Origin of the sequence: Demequina sediminis, assembly GCF_030296675.1 — a bacterium.
GTDB classification, from domain to species: domain Bacteria; phylum Actinomycetota; class Actinomycetes; order Actinomycetales; family Demequinaceae; genus Demequina; species Demequina sediminis.
Genome location: NZ_AP027736.1, coordinates 1,604,633 through 1,624,134 on the forward strand (window position 1 = coordinate 1,604,633; position 19,502 = coordinate 1,624,134).

Annotated in this window: 21 protein-coding genes and 1 tRNA gene; 9 read left to right on the plus strand and 13 right to left on the minus strand. The window is 71.8% G+C overall.

Features of this window, described 5'->3' with window-relative positions; genetic code table 11:
* Positions 1–80 precede the first annotated feature (80 nt).
* Genes QUE44_RS08170 through rsmI form a run of 5 tightly spaced genes read right to left on the minus strand, consistent with a single transcriptional unit; the run spans position 81 to position 4,458 of the window.
* Entirely contained in the window at positions 81–887 is an 807-nt protein-coding gene (locus QUE44_RS08170; protein ID WP_350226816.1) for a TatD family hydrolase, read from the minus strand.
* 44 nt (positions 888–931) lie between these two features.
* Complete coding sequence (metG, locus tag QUE44_RS08175; RefSeq protein ID WP_286214024.1) at positions 932–2,716, minus strand: methionine--tRNA ligase; 1,785 nt, start codon at positions 2,714–2,716, stop codon at positions 932–934.
* A 43-nt stretch (positions 2,717–2,759) separates the two neighbouring features.
* On the minus strand, positions 2,760–3,395 hold the full coding sequence (locus QUE44_RS08180) for a M15 family metallopeptidase (protein ID WP_286214025.1): 636 nt from the start codon (positions 3,393–3,395) through the stop codon (positions 2,760–2,762).
* Positions 3,392–3,622 carry a hypothetical protein gene (locus tag QUE44_RS08185; protein WP_286214026.1) on the minus strand — a complete coding sequence of 77 codons (231 nt, stop codon included), beginning with the start codon at positions 3,620–3,622 and terminating at the stop codon, positions 3,392–3,394. Before QUE44_RS08185 ends, QUE44_RS08180 begins: the two co-directional genes overlap by 4 nt.
* On the minus strand, positions 3,619–4,458 hold the full coding sequence (rsmI, locus tag QUE44_RS08190; RefSeq protein ID WP_286214027.1) for a 16S rRNA (cytidine(1402)-2'-O)-methyltransferase: 840 nt from the start codon (positions 4,456–4,458) through the stop codon (positions 3,619–3,621). Before rsmI ends, QUE44_RS08185 begins: the two co-directional genes overlap by 4 nt.
* Before the next feature lie 55 nt (positions 4,459–4,513).
* Between rsmI and QUE44_RS08195 the strand changes: the two genes are divergently transcribed.
* Positions 4,514–6,028: a dolichyl-phosphate-mannose--protein mannosyltransferase gene (locus QUE44_RS08195; protein WP_286214029.1), complete on the plus strand. Its 1,515-nt coding sequence runs from the start codon at positions 4,514–4,516 to the stop codon at positions 6,026–6,028.
* A gap of 9 nt (positions 6,029–6,037) precedes the next feature.
* Here QUE44_RS08195 and QUE44_RS08200 read toward each other — a convergent pair whose 3' ends face one another.
* A complete protein-coding gene (locus QUE44_RS08200) occupies positions 6,038–6,481 on the minus strand; it encodes an Lrp/AsnC family transcriptional regulator (protein ID WP_286214030.1) in 444 nt (147 codons plus the stop codon).
* 218 nt (positions 6,482–6,699) lie between these two features.
* Here QUE44_RS08200 and ocd point away from each other — a divergent pair, with 218 nt between their 5' ends.
* The gene (ocd, locus tag QUE44_RS08205) at positions 6,700–7,737 is read left to right on the plus strand and encodes an ornithine cyclodeaminase (protein WP_286214032.1); all 1,038 of its coding nucleotides are present in this window, start codon (positions 6,700–6,702) and stop codon (positions 7,735–7,737) included.
* 14 nt (positions 7,738–7,751) lie between these two features.
* Here ocd and QUE44_RS08210 read toward each other — a convergent pair whose 3' ends face one another.
* A complete protein-coding gene (locus QUE44_RS08210; protein ID WP_286214034.1) occupies positions 7,752–8,555 on the minus strand; it encodes a transglutaminase-like domain-containing protein in 804 nt (267 codons plus the stop codon).
* A 214-nt stretch (positions 8,556–8,769) separates the two neighbouring features.
* Between QUE44_RS08210 and QUE44_RS08215 the strand changes: the two genes are divergently transcribed.
* Positions 8,770–9,027, plus strand: a complete 258-nt coding sequence (locus QUE44_RS08215; protein WP_286214036.1) for a hypothetical protein — start codon at positions 8,770–8,772, stop codon at positions 9,025–9,027.
* 78 nt (positions 9,028–9,105) lie between these two features.
* Here the strand turns inward: QUE44_RS08215 and QUE44_RS08220 are convergent, their stop codons facing one another.
* Positions 9,106–10,053, minus strand: coding sequence for an FKBP-type peptidyl-prolyl cis-trans isomerase (locus tag QUE44_RS08220; protein WP_286214039.1), 948 nt, complete (start codon positions 10,051–10,053; stop codon positions 9,106–9,108).
* 216 nt (positions 10,054–10,269) lie between these two features.
* On the opposite strand from QUE44_RS08220, the gene QUE44_RS08225 reads away from it, so the two are divergent.
* Positions 10,270–10,602 (plus strand): hypothetical protein, encoded by a 333-nt coding sequence (locus QUE44_RS08225; protein ID WP_286214040.1) that lies wholly within the window; start codon positions 10,270–10,272, stop codon positions 10,600–10,602.
* On the opposite strand, the gene QUE44_RS08230 is transcribed toward QUE44_RS08225, so the two are convergent.
* On the minus strand, positions 10,599–11,333 hold the full coding sequence (locus QUE44_RS08230) for an SDR family NAD(P)-dependent oxidoreductase (RefSeq protein ID WP_286214042.1): 735 nt from the start codon (positions 11,331–11,333) through the stop codon (positions 10,599–10,601). The genes QUE44_RS08225 and QUE44_RS08230 overlap by 4 nt on opposite strands.
* Before the next feature lie 92 nt (positions 11,334–11,425).
* Positions 11,426–11,501 (minus strand) — tRNA-Ala (locus QUE44_RS08235).
* Between the two features lie 225 nt (positions 11,502–11,726).
* On the opposite strand from QUE44_RS08235, the gene QUE44_RS08240 reads away from it, so the two are divergent.
* From QUE44_RS08240 to QUE44_RS08250, 3 genes are all read left to right on the plus strand, one after another.
* Positions 11,727–13,907, plus strand: coding sequence for a glycoside hydrolase domain-containing protein (locus QUE44_RS08240; protein ID WP_286214045.1), 2,181 nt, complete (start codon positions 11,727–11,729; stop codon positions 13,905–13,907).
* Between the two features lie 37 nt (positions 13,908–13,944).
* On the plus strand, positions 13,945–15,234 hold the full coding sequence (locus QUE44_RS08245; protein ID WP_286214047.1) for a glycosyltransferase: 1,290 nt from the start codon (positions 13,945–13,947) through the stop codon (positions 15,232–15,234).
* 207 nt (positions 15,235–15,441) lie between these two features.
* Complete coding sequence (locus QUE44_RS08250) at positions 15,442–15,738, plus strand: hypothetical protein (RefSeq protein WP_286214049.1); 297 nt, start codon at positions 15,442–15,444, stop codon at positions 15,736–15,738.
* Positions 15,739–15,742: 4 nt separating this feature from the next.
* On the opposite strand, the gene QUE44_RS08255 is transcribed toward QUE44_RS08250, so the two are convergent.
* From QUE44_RS08255 to QUE44_RS08265, 3 genes are all read right to left on the minus strand, one after another.
* Positions 15,743–16,714 carry a hypothetical protein gene (locus QUE44_RS08255; protein ID WP_286214051.1) on the minus strand — a complete coding sequence of 324 codons (972 nt, stop codon included), beginning with the start codon at positions 16,712–16,714 and terminating at the stop codon, positions 15,743–15,745.
* A gap of 52 nt (positions 16,715–16,766) precedes the next feature.
* A complete protein-coding gene (locus tag QUE44_RS08260; RefSeq protein ID WP_433997194.1) occupies positions 16,767–17,297 on the minus strand; it encodes a GNAT family N-acetyltransferase in 531 nt (176 codons plus the stop codon).
* Positions 17,298–17,358: 61 nt separating this feature from the next.
* Positions 17,359–18,579 carry a molybdopterin molybdotransferase MoeA gene (locus tag QUE44_RS08265; protein WP_286214055.1) on the minus strand — a complete coding sequence of 407 codons (1,221 nt, stop codon included), beginning with the start codon at positions 18,577–18,579 and terminating at the stop codon, positions 17,359–17,361.
* Positions 18,580–18,645: 66 nt separating this feature from the next.
* Between QUE44_RS08265 and QUE44_RS08270 the strand changes: the two genes are divergently transcribed.
* Both QUE44_RS08270 and QUE44_RS08275 read left to right on the plus strand, forming a co-directional pair.
* Positions 18,646–19,275, plus strand: a complete 630-nt coding sequence (locus tag QUE44_RS08270) for a 5-formyltetrahydrofolate cyclo-ligase (RefSeq protein WP_286214056.1) — start codon at positions 18,646–18,648, stop codon at positions 19,273–19,275.
* Positions 19,276–19,284: 9 nt separating this feature from the next.
* Positions 19,285–19,491: an FmdB family zinc ribbon protein gene (locus QUE44_RS08275; protein ID WP_286214058.1), complete on the plus strand. Its 207-nt coding sequence runs from the start codon at positions 19,285–19,287 to the stop codon at positions 19,489–19,491.
* The last annotated feature ends 11 nt before the right edge of the window (positions 19,492–19,502 follow it).

Below are 19,502 nucleotides of genomic sequence, written 5' to 3' on the forward strand. Positions count from 1 at the left end.
CCCTTTATCTCATAGTGATCACGGAACGCGCCAGCCGAGCCTGAAGGGCACGACGTGTGGGATGGCCCACATCCGCCGGTCTACCAGGGACCGTACAGGCTTTCCGTCGTCCGCGAGATCGTGGTGCACGCGAGCCCCAGATCGACCTCCTTGACCTGCGCGATGGTGCGCATCGTGAGCGGCACCAGATAGGGAGCGTTGGGCGCACCGCGGTGCGGATGAGGGGTCAGGAAGGGCGCGTCGGTCTCGACGAGGACGCGCTCGAGCGGGGTCACCGCGAGCGCGGCACGCAGGCCCGCCGCGTTCCTGAACGTGACCGTTCCCGCGAAGGACAGGTAGTAGCCGCGGTGAGCACACAGCCGCGCCATCGCGGCGTCGCCAGAGAAGCAGTGGAACACCGTGCGCTCGGGGGCGCCGTCTCGCTCGAGCACGTCGAGAACCTCGGCGTGGGCGTCGCGGTCGTGGATTTGCAGGGGTAGGTCGAGTTCCTTGGCGAGCGCGATGTGGTCGCGAAACGCGGCCACCTGGGCGTCGCGCCCGTCCTCGGAGGTCCGGAAGAAGTCCAGGCCGGTCTCCCCGATCACGCGGATGCGCTCGCCCCGCGCGATCGCCGCGATCTCGGCGAAGGCGTCGGCGTAACCCACCCCGCTCGGATGGGTGCCCGCCGCGTGCAGAGGCGCCTCGTTGGGATGGAGCGCCACCCCGCCCACGAGGGACGGAAAGGTCTCCACGGCATCGGCCGTCCAGCGCGCCGACTCGAGCTCGCAGCCAATCTGCACCACGCGGTCCACGCCCACCGCCGCCGCCTCGGCGAGGCGCGCCTCGACCGTCAGCTCGGGCTCCCCCGCGGGGAACTCGAGGTGGCAGTGGTTGTCGACCACGGCCACCGGCAGCGCCTCGGGCGCGGGGGCCAGGCTCCCGCACGCATCGGCTACTCGTCCGCCATCCGCGCGAGCTCGGACTCGACCATGTCGTCGTCGAGCTTGGTGAAGACCGGTGACGGCGGAGGCACCGGCGTGCCCGCCACGAGCGGGGTGCGCTCCCACGCCCCGCCGCGGTAGTCGCCCTGGATGACGGGGTAGTGGCGGTCGGGCAGGTCAAGGTCGTCGACCTCGACCATCTGGGGCATGGGGGAGAGCACGCCCGTGCCGCCCAGCGCCTCGTGCACCTTCTGCGCGCTGTGCGGCAGGAACGGCGACATCATCGTGTTCGCGTCGGACACCAGCTGGGCCGCCACCGCGAGCACGGTGCGCATGCGCGCGGGGTCCTCGTTCTTGAGCTTCCACGGCGCGGTCTCGGCGAGGTACTTGTTCGCATCGCCGATCACGCGCATGGCCTCGGAGACCGCGGCGCGCTGACGCTGCGTCGCGATGAGTTCCCCCACCTGCCCGAACGCGGCCTCCGACGCGGCAAGGGCCGCGCGGTCAATGTCCGCGAGCTCTCCCAGCGCGGGGATCTCGCCCACGTTCTTGTGCAGCAGCGACGCGGTGCGATTGACCAGGTTGCCCCAGCCCGCGACCAGCTCGTCGTTGGTGCGGCGCTTGAACTCGGCCCACGTGAAGTCCGCGTCCGACGTCTCGGGGCCCGCGACGGCAATGAAGTAGCGCAGCGCGTCGGGCTGGTAGCGCGAGAGCATGTCGCGCACGTAGATCACGTGTCCGCGCGACGACGAGAACTTAGCGGACTCCATCGTGAGGAACTCGCTCGACACCACCTCGGTGGGCAGCTGCAGGTCCCCGAACTCGCTCAGCTGTCCGCCGCGCGCCCCGCGGCCGTTGGCCGCGATGAGCTCGCCGGGCCAGATCTGCGAGTGGAAGGTGATGTTGTCCTTGCCCATGAAGTAGTAGGACAACGCGGCGGGGTCGTTCCACCACAGCCGCCACGCGTCGGGATCGCCCGAGCGGCGCGCCCACTCGATGCTCGCGGACAAGTAGCCGATCACCGCGTCGAACCACACATAGAGTCGCTTGGCGGGATTGTCCTCCCAGCCCTCGAGCGGGACGGGGATGCCCCAGTCGATGTCACGCGTCATCGCGCGCGGGCGTACGTCGGCGAGCAGGTTGCGCGAGAAGTTGAGCACGTTGGGGCGCCAACCGTGGCGCGCGCCCAGCCAGTCGGTGAGGGGCTGCACCAGCGCGGGCAGGTCGAGGAAGAAGTGCTCGGTCTCGACGAACTTGGGGGTCTCGCCGTTGATCCGGCTGACGGGGTTCTTGAGGTCGATCGCGTCGAGCTGGTTGCCGCAGTTGTCGCACTGGTCGCCGCGCGCGCCGTCGTAGCCACAGAGGGGGCACGTGCCCTCGATGTAGCGGTCGGGCAGGGTGCGGCCCGTCGACGGCGAGATCGCGCCGCGCGTGGTCTGCGAGATCATGTAGCCATTCGCGTGGACGGCACGGAACATCGCCTGCGCGACCTGGTAGTGGTTGCCCGTCGTGGTGCGCGTGAAGAGGTCGTAGCTGAGGCCGAGCGCCGTGAGGTCCTCGACGATCACCCTGTTGTAGCGGTCGGCGAGCTCCTGGGGGCTCACCCCCTCGCCCTCGGCCTGCACGAGGATGGGCGTCCCGTGCTCGTCCGTGCCCGACACCATGAGGACGTCGTGGCCCGCGAGGCGCATGTACCGGCTGAAGACGTCCGACGGGACGCCGAAGCCGGCGACGTGACCAATGTGGCGGGGACCGTTCGCGTACGGCCAGGCGACGGCGGACAGGATGCGTGACATGGCGACCATCCTAGTGTTCGCCGGGCGGCCCGAATCCGGGCCGCTAGGAGTAGTCGGGGGCGGGATCGAGGCCGAAGAACTCCTCGAGCGTGGCGACCCCGCGCGCCCTCATCTCGGCCGCCAACTCGGTGCCGACGTAGCGCAGGTGCCACGGCTCGAAGATGTATCCCGTGACGTCCTCCTTGCCCTCGGGATAGCGCACGATGAACCCGTGCTCCCACGCGTGCTCGGCGAGGAACCTCCCCGCCGGGGTGACCGCGAAGCACGACTGCAGGTCGCAGCCTCCCGCGTGCACGTCGACGGAGAGACCGGTCTGGTGCTCCGAGAACCCGGGGCGCGCCGAATAGCGATCCGCGCGCACCTGGCCCGACCGCTCGACGTAGGTCGTGTAGAGCGAGCCCTGGAGGTCGCGGTCGCGGAAGCCGGTCGACATCGCGAAGTCGGCGTCCGCCGCGCGCGCCGCGTCCCGCAGGCCCGCGAGCGCCGCCGCGGCCTCCGCACGCAGACGCGTGCCACTCGCCCCCTCGACGGTCTCGAGATCCGCGGGCTCGTAGTCCTGGGGGACCATCGGCCGCGCCTTGTTGACCACGACCCAGATCGAGTCGGGGTCGTCCACGCTGTGGGCGCTGGCGTCAAAACCCAGCACCGGCGAGGCGACCGGCGCTGGCGAGGCCGTCACCACGGGAGTGGCGCTCGAGGTGGGCGCGTCGGAGGCAAGGGGGACGATGCCGGGGTCGCCGAGCCCGGCGTCACCGGGGCCACGGGCGCGGCCTCCACGCGGCTGCCGAAGTGCACGCTCCACAGTTCCGCAGTCAGCATGCCCAGCCCCATGCCGACGATCGCCACCGCGCACGCGGCCGCGACGAACCGCCTGCGCCGATACACCGGCGCGTGCGAGACCCTCATCGCGAGGACCGCGCTTCGAGCACCGCGGCGTACAGCTCGCGGCTGGGCACGCCAGCGGTCGCCGCGACGTCCGCGACCGCGTCCTTCGCGCGCTCACCCGAGGCGGCGCGCGCGAGCACCTCCGCCACGAGAGCTGGCAGGCCGAGCGACTCGACCGGGCGCCCGCCGACCGTGATGACGATCTCTCCCCGCGGCTCGGACGCGCTGGCCCACTCCGCCAGCTCGTCGAGCGTGCCGCGCCGCGTCTCCTCATACGTCTTGGTGAGCTCGCGCGACACCGCCGCGCGGCGCTGGCCGCCCCACGCGTGCGCCATCGCGGCGAGCGTGGCGGCGAGCCGGTGCGGAGCCTCGAAGAACACGAGCGTGCGGTCCTCCGTCGCGAGGGACGCGAGCCTGCCCGCGCGCTCGCCCGCCTTGCGCGGCAGGAAACCCTCGAACGCGAAGCGATCCGTGGGCAGTCCCGACAGCGCGAGCGCCGTCAGCGCGGCGGACGGCCCGGGCAGGACGGTGACGTCCACGCCCGCCGCGGCCGCGGCCTCGACGACGCGGAAGCCGGGGTCAGAGACGGTGGGCATCCCGGCATCGGACACGACCACGACCGTCTGGCCCGCCGCCGCACGCTCGACGAGCACGGCGGCACGCTCGCCCTCGTTGTGGTCGTGCACGGCGATCAGCTCGCCGCCGATCCGCAGCCCCAGACGCGTCGCGAGGTCGCGCGTGCGGCGCGTGTCCTCTGCGGCGACGACGTCGGCGGTCGCGAGCGCGTCACGGAGCCGGTCGGAGGCATCCCCCGCGTTACCGATCGGGGTCGCCGCGAGCACGATCCGGCCAGTCATGCCCCCACTGTCCCACACGGCACTCGCGCGGGAGCCTCCCGGCTAGGCTTCGCGTGTGAATCTCGCGACGCTGTGGCGCTGGCGCGCCGCCCTCATGGCCACCGGCGTGGGAGCCCTCGCCGCGCTGCTGCGCCTCGCCGCGCTCTCGGAGCCCCATGCCCTGGTCTTCGACGAAGTTTTCTACGTGCGCGGCGCCTACTCGCTCACCGCGCTCGGCTTCGAGGGGGACTGGACGGGCGACGACGCCGCGTTCGCGACTGGAGACACCTCGGGACTCACCACCGAGGGCGACTTCGTGGTGCACCCCATGGTCGGCAAGCTGCTCATCGCGCTGGGCATCGCGGTCTTCGGCAACGAGCCGTTCGGCTGGCGCGTGGTGGGAGCGGTGCTCGGCGCCGCGATCGCGGTCATGGTCGCGCTCGCCGCGCGGCGCCTGTTCCGGTCGACGGTGTGGGGCGCAGTGGCCGGCGTGCTCATCGCGGTCGACGGCCAGGCGATCGTGCTGTCGCGCACCGGGCTGCTCGATGGCTTCCTCACGTTCTTCGTGGTGCTGGGCTTCTGGCTGCTCGTGATCGACAGGGACCGCACCCGCGCCCTCCTCGAGCGCCGCGCGGCGGCAGCGCGCGCCGCGGCGGGATGGGGCGCCGATGCCCCGCTCGCGGGCCTCGGCCCTCGCACCGGGGTGCGCTGGTGGCGGCTCGCGGCGATCCTCGCCTTCGCCCTCGCGGCGTCGACCAAGTGGTCGGGGTTGTACTTCGCGGCGGCCTTCCTGCTGCTGTCCGTCCTGTGGGACGCCGTCGATCGCCGCGCGGTCGGGGTCGAGCGGTGGTTCGCGGGGACGCTGGCGCGCGCAGTGCCCGCGGGAGTCGCGACGCTCGTGATGGTCCCGGTGGTCTACGTCGCGACGTGGGCGAACTGGTTCGTCACGGACGGCTCGTACGGCAGGAACTGGGCGCGTGACAACCCCGGCGAGGGCGTCACGTGGCTGCCCGACTCGCTGAACTCCCTGCTCCACTACCACCAGCAGATGTGGGACTTCCACACGGGGCTCACCACGGAACACCCGTACATGTCGAATCCGTGGTTCTGGCCCCTCCAGTGGCGGCCCACGGCCTTCCACTTCGAGGACGTCGACGCGGCGTGCGGAGCCGAGCGGTGCGTGAGCGCGATCCACGCGCTGGGCAACCCCGTGCTGTGGTGGCTCGCGTCCGCCGCGCTCGCGTGGGCGCTGTGGCGCGTGCTCCGCCACCGCGACGTGCTCGCACTCACGGTCGCGGCCGGAGTGCTCGCGGGCTGGGTGCCGTGGCTGCCGTACGCCTACCGCACGATCTTCACGTTCTACTCGGTCGCGTTCGCGCCCTTCATGGTGCTCGTGCTCGTGTGGGCGCTGCGGCGGATCGCCCAGCCGGATCGGCTGGAAGGCGGGTGGTCGCGCAGGGGCGTCCTTGTCGCGGGCGGCGTGGTCGCGGCCATCCTCGTGGTGTCCGCGCTCTTCATGCCGCTATGGGTGGGCACGCCCATCCCGTTCGGCTACTGGCAACTCCACATGTGGCTGCCCAGCTGGGTATGAGCCGCGCGGCTATCCCTCGCGGTTCTCGACCAGCCTGGACAGGATGATCGCCGAGCGAGTCTTGTCGACCTGAGGCGCGAGGCGCACCTTCTCGAGCGCCGCCTCTAGGTCCGGCATCGTCGCCGCCCGCAGGCGCACGATAGCGTCGGCCTGACCGGTCACCGTGAACGCCTCGACCACGTTGGGGATGCCCTCGAGGATGCGGCGCAGGTCCTCGGGCGCCACCGTGCCGCGGCAGAAGAGCTCGACGTGAGCCTCGGTTCCGGCGCCGTCGAGATCCGGGTCGAGCCTTACGCGGAAGCCCTGGATCACGTGGTCGGCGACCATGCGGTCGACACGCCTCTTGACCGCCGAGGGCGACAGCCCGATCCGCGTGCCCATCTCCGCGTAGCTCGCGCGACCGTCGATCCGCAGCTCGTCGATGATCCGCCGGTCCAGATCGTCGATCGACATCTCCACCCCTTCGCAAGCAACCTGCACGTGAGCGCCTATTCTCGCACGGATGCCGCGCACTCAGGACGAAACCATCAACTATTCACTGAAACACTGGGCGTGGGAGGAGGAACCATGACGTCCATGCTCGGCCACTCGCGCATCGTCGCGTCCCCCTCCCTCAACCCCTGGGAGGCCTCGAGAGTTCCCGCCACTCCCCTCACCACCGAGGAGCAACCATGGTGACCTTCGTCGACGTCCCGCTCATGCGCCAGTGGGTCGGAGAGCACGGCGCCGCCGCGCTGATTCGCGACCTGGTTCCCTACCTCGAGGCGGACTTCCGGCGGTGGCCGGAGTTCGACAAGGTCGCGCGCGTGGCCTCCCACTCCCCGGTGGGAGTGATCGAGCTCATGCCCATCGCGGACGCGGCATCCTACGGCTTCAAGTACGTCAACGGACACCCCGGTAATCCCTCGCGCGGGCTCCAGACGGTGACCGCATTCGGCATGCTCGCGGATGTCGCGAGCGGCTATCCCGTGCTGCTCGCCGAGATGACGATCCTCACGGCGCTGCGGACCGCCTCGACCTCGGCGATGGCCGCGCGCCACCTCGCGCGCCCGGGCTCCCGCGTGCTCGGCCTGATCGGCGCCGGCAGCCAGGCGGAGTTCCAGATCCTGGGCATGCGGGACGTCGTGGGCATCGACACCGTGCGCGCATGGGACACCGACCCCGCGGCCCTCGACAAGCTCGAGCGTCACGCCGATTCCCTTGGGGTGGAGCTCGTGAGGGCGCGCTCCGCGGCGGACGCGGCGGAGGGCGCGGACATCATCACCACATGCACCGCGGACAAGGCCTACGCGACGGTTCTCACGGACGCCATGGTCGCGCCGGGCGTGCACCTCAACGCGATCGGCGGCGACTGCCCCGGAAAGACAGAGCTCGATGCGGCGCTGGTACGCCGCTCAAGCGTCTTCGTCGAGTACGAGCCGCAGACGCGCGTCGAGGGCGAGATTCAGCAGGTGGCGGCCGACCATCCCGTGACGGAGCTGTGGCGGGTCCTCACGGGCGGGGCACCTGGGCGCGAGAGCGAGGCGGACGTGACGCTCTTCGACTCGGTGGGCTTTGCGCTCGAGGACTTCACCGCCCTGCGGTTCCTCCTCGATCGCGTGGGCGGCACCGCGCACGCGGGCAGCGTCGACCTCATCGCCGATCCCGCCGACCCCAAGGACCTGTTCTCGCTGGTCGCGGCGCCCCGCGTCGCGTGGCGACTGGCGTAGAGTCCGCGCGAGTCTCAGCCGAGCCGCACACGCGCGCCCGGGCCGTCGACGGCGTCCTCCACCGTGAAGGGCTGCGCGGTGGCGCTCACGGACATCGACACCAGGTCGACGCCCTCGCCGATGCTCGTGAGGAAGGCCGTGTCCGCCGCGTCGCGGCCGGTCGCGATGCGCACCATGGTCGACCGCGGCGCGAGACCCGTGGCGTCGATCACCCACCACTCGCCGTCGACCAGCGCCTCCGCGACCGCGTGGAAGTCCATCGGCTCGAGGCCGGGGGCGTAGACCGCGACCACCCGCGCGGGCAGGTCGCACGCACGCAGCAGCGCGACCACCAGGTGGGCGAAGTCACGGCACACACCCGCCCGCGCGAGCATCGTCGCCGCCGCCCCATCCGTGGGGGAACTCGCCCCCGACACGTACGCGAGGCTCCCGCGCACCCACGCGGCGACCGCCTCCACCAGCGCGTGCCCCGCGAGTCCGCCGAACTGCGCGACCGCCGTGGGCCCCAGCGTGTCCGACTCGCAATAGCGGCTGGGCCGCAGGTACGTCACCTCGTCGAGCGGCGCAACGGCGACCGGAGCCGCCATGCCCCGCACCAGGGCGTCGTACGCGACGTTCACGGGCCCCTCCCCCACGTCCACGACGTGCAGGCGGCCCCCGTGGGAATCGGCGAGCTCGCTCCACGCGCACTCGCGCCCCGCCTGGGTCACGGCGAGGGACTCCTCGCGGTCGTGGCCGTCACTCACCGCCACGGCGAGCACGAGTCGTGCGGGACCCGAGGCGTGCAGATCGAGCCGGGCGCTGAGTCGACGTTCCATGTGCGCATCCTGTCACGGCCCCCTCCACCCCCGGAGAGCCCGGGCGCAGAAGCGGCAGACCGGTCGCGAGCGAGCTGACCGGTATGTCAGCCACCGCCGTGGATGCACTGTGCGGAGTCGTGGGCGTCGTCGCGCCAATGTCGTCTTGACCACCGGGGTCTCGACCTGATCGACACCACTCCGCCCGCGCTGTTCGTACGGTTCGTGTCGACGCGTGTCCCTTTCATCGGCACAGGCATCGGGGGAAGTCGTGCTGCTGGCGTGGGTGCTCATCGATGCACGGATCGCGAACGACGTCACCAGCCCCCGACTGTCCTCCATGGCCATGGAGCCGAGCGTCGCGCGCGCCGACCCGAGGTGCGCCTCCTTGGCGCTACCTGCCGCGCCGCTCCTTGCCGCGATCGTCAAGAACACCGGCCACACGTACGCAGTCATTGAGGACGATGCCGCGGAAGGCGACGATGCCGCGTAGGCACGTGGGGCATCGTCCCCCCCAGAGACAACGACAGCGGCCCCGGCTTCCGCCGGGGCCGCTGTCGTGTGTGCCGCGTTAGTTCGCGGCGAGGATGTCGACCACGAACACGAGCGTCGAGTTCGCGGGAATCGAATCCGACTCCTCTTCGCCGTACGCGAGCTCCGGCGGCACCACGAGCAGCACCTGGCTGCCGACGGTCTGTCCCGCGAGCCCCTGCACCCAGCCGTCGATCAGCGAGCCGGACGAGAGGGTGAACGACGCCGCGGCGCCGCGGTCCCATGACGAGTCGAACTGCTCGCCGTCCCACAGCCAACCGGTGTAGTGGACGGTGACCTGGTCGCCCTCGGCGACCTCGGCACCCTCGCCCTCGATGAGCGGCTGGACCACGAGCTCGGTCGGCATGTCGCCCGCGCCGGCGAAGTCGATCGACGGCTTGCCGGTCTCGTCGAGCGTCACGGCGGGAAGGCCCGCCGCCGGCTCGACGGCCGTGCCCTCGGCCTTCTCGAGCGGGGTCACCGCGGAGGCGACGGTGACGGCCATGATGACGGCCGTGCCGTCCTCGGTCGAGTCGTCGGGGTAGACGTAGAGAAGGTCGGCGCCCACCTGCTGTCCCACGAGCGCGTCGTAGAGGTCGGCGACAACCTGGCCCTCGACGAGGCTGACGACCTCGGGGACGCCGGAGTCGTAGGTCGAGTAGATCTGCGACGCGTCGGCGCCCGCGTAGACCACGTAGTCGAGCGCCACGTTCTGGCCGGCCTCGATCGTGTCGCCATCGCCGGCGTTGATCGCGCGGGTCGCGACGTTGCCCACCGTGAACGGGGTGTCGAAGGTCAGCGAGGGGACGCCGTCGACGTCCTCCCACGTGATGGTCTCGAGCGCCGCGGCATCGGCCGCGGAGGTGTCTGCCGAGGCGGAGGCAGAGGGCGACGGCGAGCCGCCCGTCTCCGACGCGGGGCTGCACGCGGCGAGGCCGAGCACGGCAAGGATGCCGAGCGCGGACGCGGTGAGCACGTTCTTCTTCATGAATCTCCTCACGGGGTTCTCCGCGGCCGTCGCGGCAGGCGCGCTGCGCGGGTTCGCCCAGGCAACCGACGGGCGGTCCTTCTGGTTCCCCGATCGCGTCGATTCTCAGCAAACTGTGAGCCAACGCGCGCGAGCGCCCGACCAGGGTACCCCGCGCGCTCCGGGCATCGGCACGGCAGGATGAGACCCGAACGGTGCGCGCCACCTGGAGGTCTCGTGCCCCGTTCCACCGAGGCCTCGCCGCCGATCTATGCGGTCGCGAGCGCGGGCGGCATCGCATCGCTCTTGTTCGCGCGATGGCTCGGCAGGCTCGATCCGGGCTCGGACCTCATCGCGGCCGAGCGCGCACAGTGGCACGCGGGCGGGCTGCGCTCGCTCATCGCGGCGGGCCGCACATGCCGGGGCGCCTGGTCCGCCACGGCATCCATGGGGCTGCCATGTCCACGGGTGCGCGCGACCACGCTCGGTCTCAAGGTCTACCTCGACGTGTGGGCGAGCGTCGAACTCACCGCGCGCGCGGAGCCGGAGCCGGAGCCCGGAGCCGCCTAGGGCTCGCGGTGGGCGACCTGCGCGGAGATCTGCGCGGTCGCGAGGATCGTCATCTGGTCGATGTTGACGTGCTTCGGGCGCGCCGCGACCCAGCGCACGGCCTCGGCGATGTCCTCGGCCGCCATGGGGGTAAGGCCCTGGTAGACCTGCGCGGCCTTGTCGGCGTCGCCGTCGAAGCGGACCAGGGAGAACTCGGTCTCGACCATGCCGGGGTCGATCTCGCACACGCGCACCGGCTGGCCCAGCATCTCGATGCGCAGCACCCTGGTGAGGGCCGCGACGGCGTGCTTGGCCGCGTTGTACCCGCCGCCGCCCCTATAGGGCTCGCGCGCCGCGATCGAGCCGATCGTGATGACCTGGCCGTCACCGCTCGCGATGAGCGCGGGCAGCAGCGCCTTGGTCATGCGGAGCGTCCCGAGCACGTTGACGTCGTACATCGCCTGCCACTGGTCGAGGTCGGCGTCCGCGATGGACGCGGAGCCGAAGGCTCCACCCGCGTTGTTGACCAGCAGGTCGCACGCGTCAAGGCGAGCGCAGAAGGCGTCCACTGAGGACTGGTCCGTGACGTCGAGCTCGATCGCGGTCGCGCCGATCTCTCCCGCGAGCGCCTCGAGGCGATCGACCCGCCGCGCGCCGACGATGACGCGCCACCCGTCCGCCGCCAGGGCGCGTGCGCTCGCGGCGCCGATTCCGCTGCTGGCTCCGGTGACGACCGCCGTGCGCTGTGACATGTGTGCTCCCCGTCCGTGGCTGAGGTCACCAGCATGCCGCGTCGCCGGCGGGGGCGGAAACGTCGAAGGGCCCGCCGTGGCGGGCCCTTCCGTGGTGGAGCTGAGGGGAATCGAACCCCTGACCTTCTCATTGCGAACGAGACGCGCTACCAACTGCGCCACAGCCCCAAGTGCTCGAATAGATTAGCACCCCGCCGGATGGCCCGCGAACACCGACTGCGGCCGCCCGAGCCGGCCCCGGCATCGTCCCTCCGCCACCCGCCCCGCTGCCTCGCCGCGCGAAGAGTTAAAGAGTTCGTCACACTTGCGCAATGGGACGGACACGGCGGGCGCCTACCGTCTCGACCAAGGGGACGCGCAAGGGAGCGCGCCCGCCACTCGGGAGGAGGTGCCGTGTACGACGACGTCGATCCATTCATCGGCACCGAGGCCACCGCGTTGCCCGCCCCGACCGGTCTCGCCGCCACGTGGTGGTGGCCCAAGCCGCAGGTGGGCAACACCCACCCGGGGGCGTGCTTCCCCCTCGGCATGGTGTCGGCCTGCGCCTACTCGGGTGCCTACCCCACGGGCTACGGCCTCTATGACCTCTCGACCGAGGGCGTCCCCACGCGCCTGCACGACCGCCCACTAGCCTCCGGATTCACGCACTTCCAGCAGTCGGGCACCGGCGCGATCCGCAAGTACTACAACTACTTCCGCGTCACGCCCATGATCGAGCCGCTCGACGAGCTCGGACGCACGTGGGACCTCATCGACGAGCACGCCGAGCCGGGCCTCTACTCCGCAACCCTCGAGAACGGCATCGAGGCGCAGCTGGTCGCCGGTCCGCGCAGCATGATCCACCGCTACCGCTTCCCCGCCCACCCCAACGCGCGCGTCGTGGTCGACCTGTCGACGGGAGGGCTCACCATCCCCTACGGCGCGACCGTGCCGCTGCGCGCCCGTCTCGAGTCCGTCGAGCCTGGGATCGCGCAGGGCGAGATCGTCGTGGAGGGCGTGCCGCTCGCGATCTACGTCGAGTGCGACGCCGAGTCCTGGCGCCAGATGCTCTGGTACGACCGCCGCCTCATGCCCGCAGGCCAGCGCCTCGACCTCGACTCGATCCGCCCCACCACGCTGCGCAGCTTCGGGCTCATGTGGGCGGGACCGTCCGAGGAGGGACAGGCGGTCGAGCTGAGGATCGGCTTCTCGCTGCGCGGCGTCGAGCAGGCGCGCACGAACCTCCACGCTGACTTGGGCGAGCTGGGCACGTTCGACTCCCGGCTCGCCGGGACGCGCGAGACCTGGCGAGGACTGCTCGACGCGATCACGGTCGACACCCCCCACGCCCAGCGCCGGCAGGTCTTCGCGACGGCGCTGTACCACTCGCTCATCAAGCCGTGCTTCGCGCCCAACGAGAGCCCGTTCTGGCCCCAGAAGGGCCCCTTCGTCTTCGACGTGTCGACCATGTGGGACATCTACCGCACTCAGCTGCCCCTGCTCACGGCGCTGCTCCCCCACCGCGCGGCCGAGCTCGCCACCGCGCTGCTCAGCATCTGCGAGCAGGAGGGCAACCTGCCCATCGGCTATCGCATGGCGCGCGGCTCGGACCGCTTCAGCCGCCAGGGCAGCGCCCTCGCGCACACCCTGCTGTCCGACCTCGCGCAGCTGGGCATCTCCGGCATCGACTGGGACTGGGCGCTCGTCCACATGCAGACCGACCTGCGCCGCACCTACGGCGAGGAGTTCCTGCTGCAGGGACGCGCCGAGCCGCTCAGCCACACCCTCGACATCGCCTACGGCTACTGGTGCACCGCGCAGGTCGCGGGCCTCCTGGGGGACGATGCCCTGGTCGCCGAGTACGCGCCCCTCGCCGACCGCTGGCGCAACGCCTTCGACCCCGCCACGGGGCTCCTGGGCGCGTCCACGTACTACGAGGGCACGCGCTTCAACTACTCGTTCCGCCTGCTCCACGACATGGCCGCGCGCATCGCGCTCGCCGGCGGCGACGCCGCCTTCGTCGCGCTCCTCGACACGTTCTTCGGCTACGGGGCCGATGCCGTGGTCCAACCGGGTGAGCGGCCGAGCCCCGAGGAGATGGCGGCCGGCTACGGGCTGGGCCGCTTCGAGGGACTCAACAACGAGCCCGACATGGAGGCCCCGTGGGCCTACCACTACGCGGGGAGGCCGGACCGGACCGCGGAGGTGGTCCACGGCATCGTCCATCAGATGTTCGGGCCGGGACGCGGGGGACTGCCGGGAAACGACGACTCGGGCGGGCTGTCCTCGTGGTTCGTGTGGGCGTGCCTGGGGCTGTTCCCCGTCGCGGGCCAGAACCTGTTCCTGCTCCACCCGCCGGCGTTTGCGCGCGCCACGATGCGCGTCGCGCGCGGCGAGTTGACGATCGTGGCGGAGAACTTCGTCGAGCCGATCCCTGGCGGGCCGGTGCAATACGTGAGGTCGGTGACGTTCGACGGCGAGCCCGTCGAGGGCGCCTGGCTGGACGGCTGCGACGTCCACCGCGGCGGCGAGCTGCGCTTCGTGCTCGGCGACTCCCCGAGCGACTGGGGCCGCGAGCATCGTCCCCCTCCCTGAGTTCATCGCCCGAGCCGGCACCCGTGAAGGAGGCATCATGACCCAGAAGATTCGCCGCAGGCTGGTCATCGTGGTCCGCGCGGATCCGGTGATCTGCGGGCATTCCGGCGAGGCGCGCAACCTCGCCGAGGTCGCGCTCACGCGCGGCTTCGACGACGTGCGGATCGTGACGTGGCCGCTGGACCGCCTCGAGGAGACGGGGCTGCCGCTCAAGCCACTCGACACCGTGCTGCCCTATTCGGCGGGCATCACGGTCGAGCGTCCCGGACCGGTGGGCGGCTACAAGATTCCCGACGGGCGCTACCTCGCGGGGATGGTGGGCCGGCTGGTCGAGCTGTTCACGGACGGCGTGCCCACGGTCGCGATGTCGCTCTACCTGCACCCCCACACGACCGCCGTCGCCGATGCGCTGCGCATCGCGCGCACCACGGGGCTGCCGGTCAACGTCACGACCATCGCCGAGGCGGTGGGCTCGGACATCACCGATGTGGTGCGCTCCGCGGTGGACCACGGCGAGTTCGGGGCGGCCGCAGCGGTGCTGTCGACGTACCTGTCGCAGGACGTGTGCGTCGCGGTGTCGCGGTACACCAAGGAGGTGATCGTGGCCTCGGCGGCGGAGCTCGACGCGGTGTACGGGACCTCATTTGCGGCGCAGTGCGAGGCACGGGTGCGCATCTCGTATCCGGCGATCGACACCTCGGCATACCTGGTGCGCGACGATTCCGAGACGGATCGCGTGCTCGCGGCGCGTGACCTCGCGCGCGGCCGCTACGTCCTCTACCTGTCGCGCCTCCAGCGTGCCAAGGGCGTCGACGACCTCATCCGCGGATTCGCGGCGGCGGAGTCGTGCGCGGACCAGACGCTCGTGATCGCGGGCCGCGGTCCCGACCTTCCGTACTTCCGCGAGGTCGCGGCGCGCTCCGCCGCGCGCGACAGGATCGTCTTCCTCGAGGACGTGGGCGACGACGAGAAGGCGCACCTCATGGCCGCGTGCTCCGCGTATGCGCTGCCGTCCCGTCCCGCTCCGGAGTTCACCGAGACCTTCGGGATCGCGCTGGTCGAGAAGATGCTCGCGGGCGGCGGGCCCGTCATCACGTGCGACACCGGCGGAATCCTCGAGGCGGTGGGCGACACCGCGGTAGTGGTGCCGCACGGCGACCCGTCGGCGCTGACGGTCGCGCTCAACGTGTGCGCGGCTGGGCTCGACGACGCCGACCGCGAGTGGTGGGAGCACCGCGCGCGCGAGCATGCGATGCAGTTCGACCGCGTCGAGGTATTCGACAGGCTGTTCGCGCTGCTCCCTGACAGGGCACGGGTGGGCGCGTAGCTGCTGCAGTGTCGTGGTGGGGGTCGCCGCCTTCTGTCAGCCTCGGCACCGCCCGGGGACCAGCGGCGAATCGCACCAGACGATGCGCTAAGGCCGGATTCGGCCTGAGAATCACACCAGGCGATGCGCGAGACGCGGCGACCGGTTGCGGCGGCACGAGTTGCCTGGCACCGTGGCCTTCGACGCACACCGCATCCTGGGGGAAGCATGCTCGACTCGTCCAAGAAGTGCCTCGGCTGGGGGATCGCCCTCGCCGCGGTGGGAACGATCGTCCTCACGTGGGGGACGAACCTCTACACCGCGGTCGTCGAGCGCATGGGCGCCAACGCCGAGGTCGGCGAGTGGGCCTTCTCCTTCATCATGACGCTCACCAGAAGCGCGGCCTTCCCCATGGCGGCGGCGCTCATCGCGGCCGCCATCATCATCGAGTCGCTCCGCCAGGTGGTCCGAGAGGCGATCGAGGCGCGAGCAAGCGCGCAGGACCCGAGCGCCGTCGAGGGTTGAAGCGCTACGCGGAAGCGGAGCGGCGGCGAGCGAGGATCGCGTCGAGCGACCCCGTGGTTGCGGGTGCGGCCTCGGGAGCGGCCTCACCCTCGACCGCGCGGTAGGACGCGGCGGCGATATCGCCGTCCTCGAGCGGTCGGGCCTGCCCCGGACGCACCTGCGCCTTGAGCGTGTACGACGGCGCGGGCATCTCGCGAGGGCTCCACGCCGCCGACTCCTCGGCGGTCCGGGCCACCGCGGGCGCCTGAGTGACCACGGGGGTCGGTGCGGGTGCCGCGAGCGGCGCAAGGTCCGCCGCGGTGACGATCTTGATCGCCTGGGTCGCGACGTCGGACGGCTGGGCGTCGCGTCCGGCGGCACGCTCGGCGCTCACCTGGCGCAGCGCCTGCGTCGCGGTCGCGGCGGCGCCCACCTCGCGGGCTACCAGCGCGATCCTGGCGTCGACGCGACGCTGAGCGGCGGCGGCGCGTGCGCCCTGCACGACGACTCCGGCCAACAGTCCGGTGGCGACCGCCGCCACGGCGGGGTGCACCACCCCGAAGCTCACGAGAATCCATGCGAGGGCGGCGAAGACGGCCGTTCCCAATGCGACGCGGGCACGCCGACGCGCACGAGCGCGACGCTCGGCGAGCACGCTCGCACGGTCCGCGCGCATCGCGATCAGCTGACGCTGCGCCGAGGTAGCGGCCTTGTCGATCGGGCCCGCGGGACGGGACATCGCGTCGGCGCCCAGCTTGACGATCGATGCCCTCGCGGCGCCGGTCACCAACAGGGGCACCTCGCCGGAGTCGGACGAGGCACGGGAGACGGGCTTCTCGAGACGCTCGGCGGTGGTCTTCACCACCCGCATCTCGGCAGAGAAGCGGTCCTCGGTGCGCACGAGCGCATAGTCCGAGCGCTCCTTGATCCGCTGGGGGATCACGTAGGCGAGCACCATGCCGAGGGCGATGATCGCGAGGAGTCCAGCGGGAGGCATGGCACGACGGTACGGCCGCCCGGCCCGCGAGCGCGGGAGGGTGCGCGGCGTGTCAGGCGCCGGTCTCCCAATATCGGCCGGTCCGCGGCTCGTCTTGAGTCCGGGCGAACACCACGTGGTCTCGCCAGGCACCGTCGATGTAGAGGTGAGAGCGGCGGATGCCCTCCTCCGTAAAGCCCAACTTCTCCGCGACGCGCCGGCTCGCGGCGTTCTCGGGGCGGATCGCGATCTCGATGCGGTGCAGCCCCGCCCGAAACCCGTGATCCGCGAGCAGCGCGGCAGCGCGGGTCGCGATTCCTCGACCCGCGTGGTCCTGCGCGATCCAGTAGCCGAGCGAACCGGCCCGCTGTGCGCCCCACTGGATCCCCGCGATCGCGACGCGGCCCACGAGGGCGCCGTCCACCTCGATCGCGAGCGGGATCGCCTCGAGCCGGCGCCGCTGCGCGCGCTCGAGACGCACGAAGGCGCGAAACGACATGGGCTCGTGACCGGCCTCGGGGGGAGCGGACGCCTCCCACGGCCTCAGCCAGTCACGGTTGGCCTCGCGCAGATCCATCCACGCGCGGGCGTCGCGCGCACGCAGGGCCGCAGGCGCAGCCCCGAGGACTCAATCACGTCGGCGTCGCCCATGAGTCGTCCCACACTCAGTCGTCCCACACGGTGCACCGCAGGACGTCGCCCGCCTGTACGGCCGTCACGCCAGGCTCGACCCACGCGATGCCGTCGGCGTCTCCGAGCGCCGCGAGCGACACGCGGCCCGGCTCGCACGTCGGGGCCGCGGTCACCACGCCGCCGGAGTCCAGCCCCAGGCGCACCGGCACGGCCTGGGTGACGCCGGCGGGAGACGACCACCCACGGTCGAGGCGCGCCCGCACCGCGGGGCGAGCCACCTCCGTGAATCCGCACATCTGGCGCAGCGCGGGCCGCACGTACGCCTCGAACGCGAGCGCCGCGGCGGCGGGATTGCCCGGAAGGGCGATCGTGGGAACGCGCCGCGCGTCCTCCCCCACCATCGCGAATGCGTGACGAGACCCCGGCGCGAAGGCGAGCGAGACATCGTCCACCTCTCCCAGTTCGCTCAGGACCGCCACCACCGTGTCACTCTCCCCGTCGCTCAGCCCGCCCGTGACGATCACGAGGTCGGCGCGGACCAGCTGGTCCTCGAGCGCGGTCCGCAACGTCGCCGGATCGTCGGGGACGGGGCCCACGCGCGAGGCTCGTGCCCCCGCCGTGCGCGCGGCGATCGCGATGAGGTGCGCGGTCGCCTCGGGAACACCCGCGCGCGAGGTGCCGGGGTCGATCAGCTCCGAACCCGTGGCGACCACGACCACCCGCGGCACGGGACGCACCGTGAGACGCGCGCGCCCGATCGACGCGGCGAGCGCGACCTCACGGCCCCCGAGTCGACGCCCGGCAGGCACGAGGACGCGGCCCTCCGCGGCCCCGTGTCCCGCAGGCAGGACTCCACTGCCAGGGACGATGCCCCCCGCGAGCCCGACCCTTGCCGCACCGCGGTCGGTGGCCGCGAGCGGCACCACGGCATCCGCTCCGGCGGGCACCGCCTGCCCCGACGCGATCCGCGCCGCCGTCGCCGGCAGGTGACGCCGGGGTCCTCGGTCGGCAAACGACACCTCGTGCGCGACGGGCAGCACCACGGGCTCCGCGACGTCCGCGGCGCGCACCGCGTAGCCATCCCACGCGGCCACATCGAACGACGGCAGCGGCGCCGGAGCCACGAGCGGCTCGACGAGCGTGGCCCCCGCGGCGTCCCCGACGAGCACGCTGAGCTCGGGGATGGGAGCGAGCGCGGCGTTCACGGCTGCACGATGCTGGTCGAGGCTGCGCGTGACGGGCGGCGGACACATGGCTCGAGCCTAGGGACTTGCCCACAGTGGAACAAAGATTTACCGAACTTTGGCACAATGGTTCCCATGACGCCGATGTCCGAAGGTCTTCTTCGCACGCCCGAGCCGGACGAGGCGAAGGCCCATCTCCGGGCGACCATTCGACGCGAGAGGCTCCACAGGAGCGAACGCCGCCGCCACGAGGCCGCGGCGGCCTTCCGCGACCACCTGCTCGCGCTGCCCGCTATTCAGGAGGCGCGCTGCGTCTCCGTCTACGCCTCACGGCCGCACGAGCCGGGCACGGACCCGCTGATCGAGGAGCTCCACCGCCGCGGCGTGCGCGTCCTCATTCCCCTCCTCGGAGACGGGCTGCAGCGCGGCTGGGGCGTGTACCGCGGCGTCGAGGACCTGGTCGAGCGCGCCCCCGGCCGCCCGCCCGAGCCGAGCGGCGACTTCCTCCCGTCCGCGACCCTGGCGGAGGCCGACGTCATCGTGGTCCCTGCGCTCGCGGTCGACACGCGCGGCACGCGCCTGGGTCAGGGCGGCGGGTGGTACGACCGCGCGCTCATGGACGCGCGACCGGGCACGCCGATCATCGCTCTCGCGTTCGCAAACGAGGTCAGGGACGCCGTGACGGACCCGCTCCCGCGCGAGCCGCATGACCTCGGGGTCGACATGGTGGTGACACCCGAGGGGGCATTCGCTCTTCCCGCGTAGAATGTGCGCATGCCTACGTACTCCTACGCGTGCACCGCGTGCGACAACGCGTTCGATGCGGTGCAGTCCATCCACGACTCGGCGCTCACCGAATGCCCCGAGTGCACCGCCCCCGTGCGCAAGCTGTTCGGTTCGGTCGGAGTGACCTTCAAGGGCTCCGGCTTCTACCGCACGGACTCCCGTGCGGAGACCACCAAGGCGGCCAGCACCTCCTGAGGCGCGGCGCG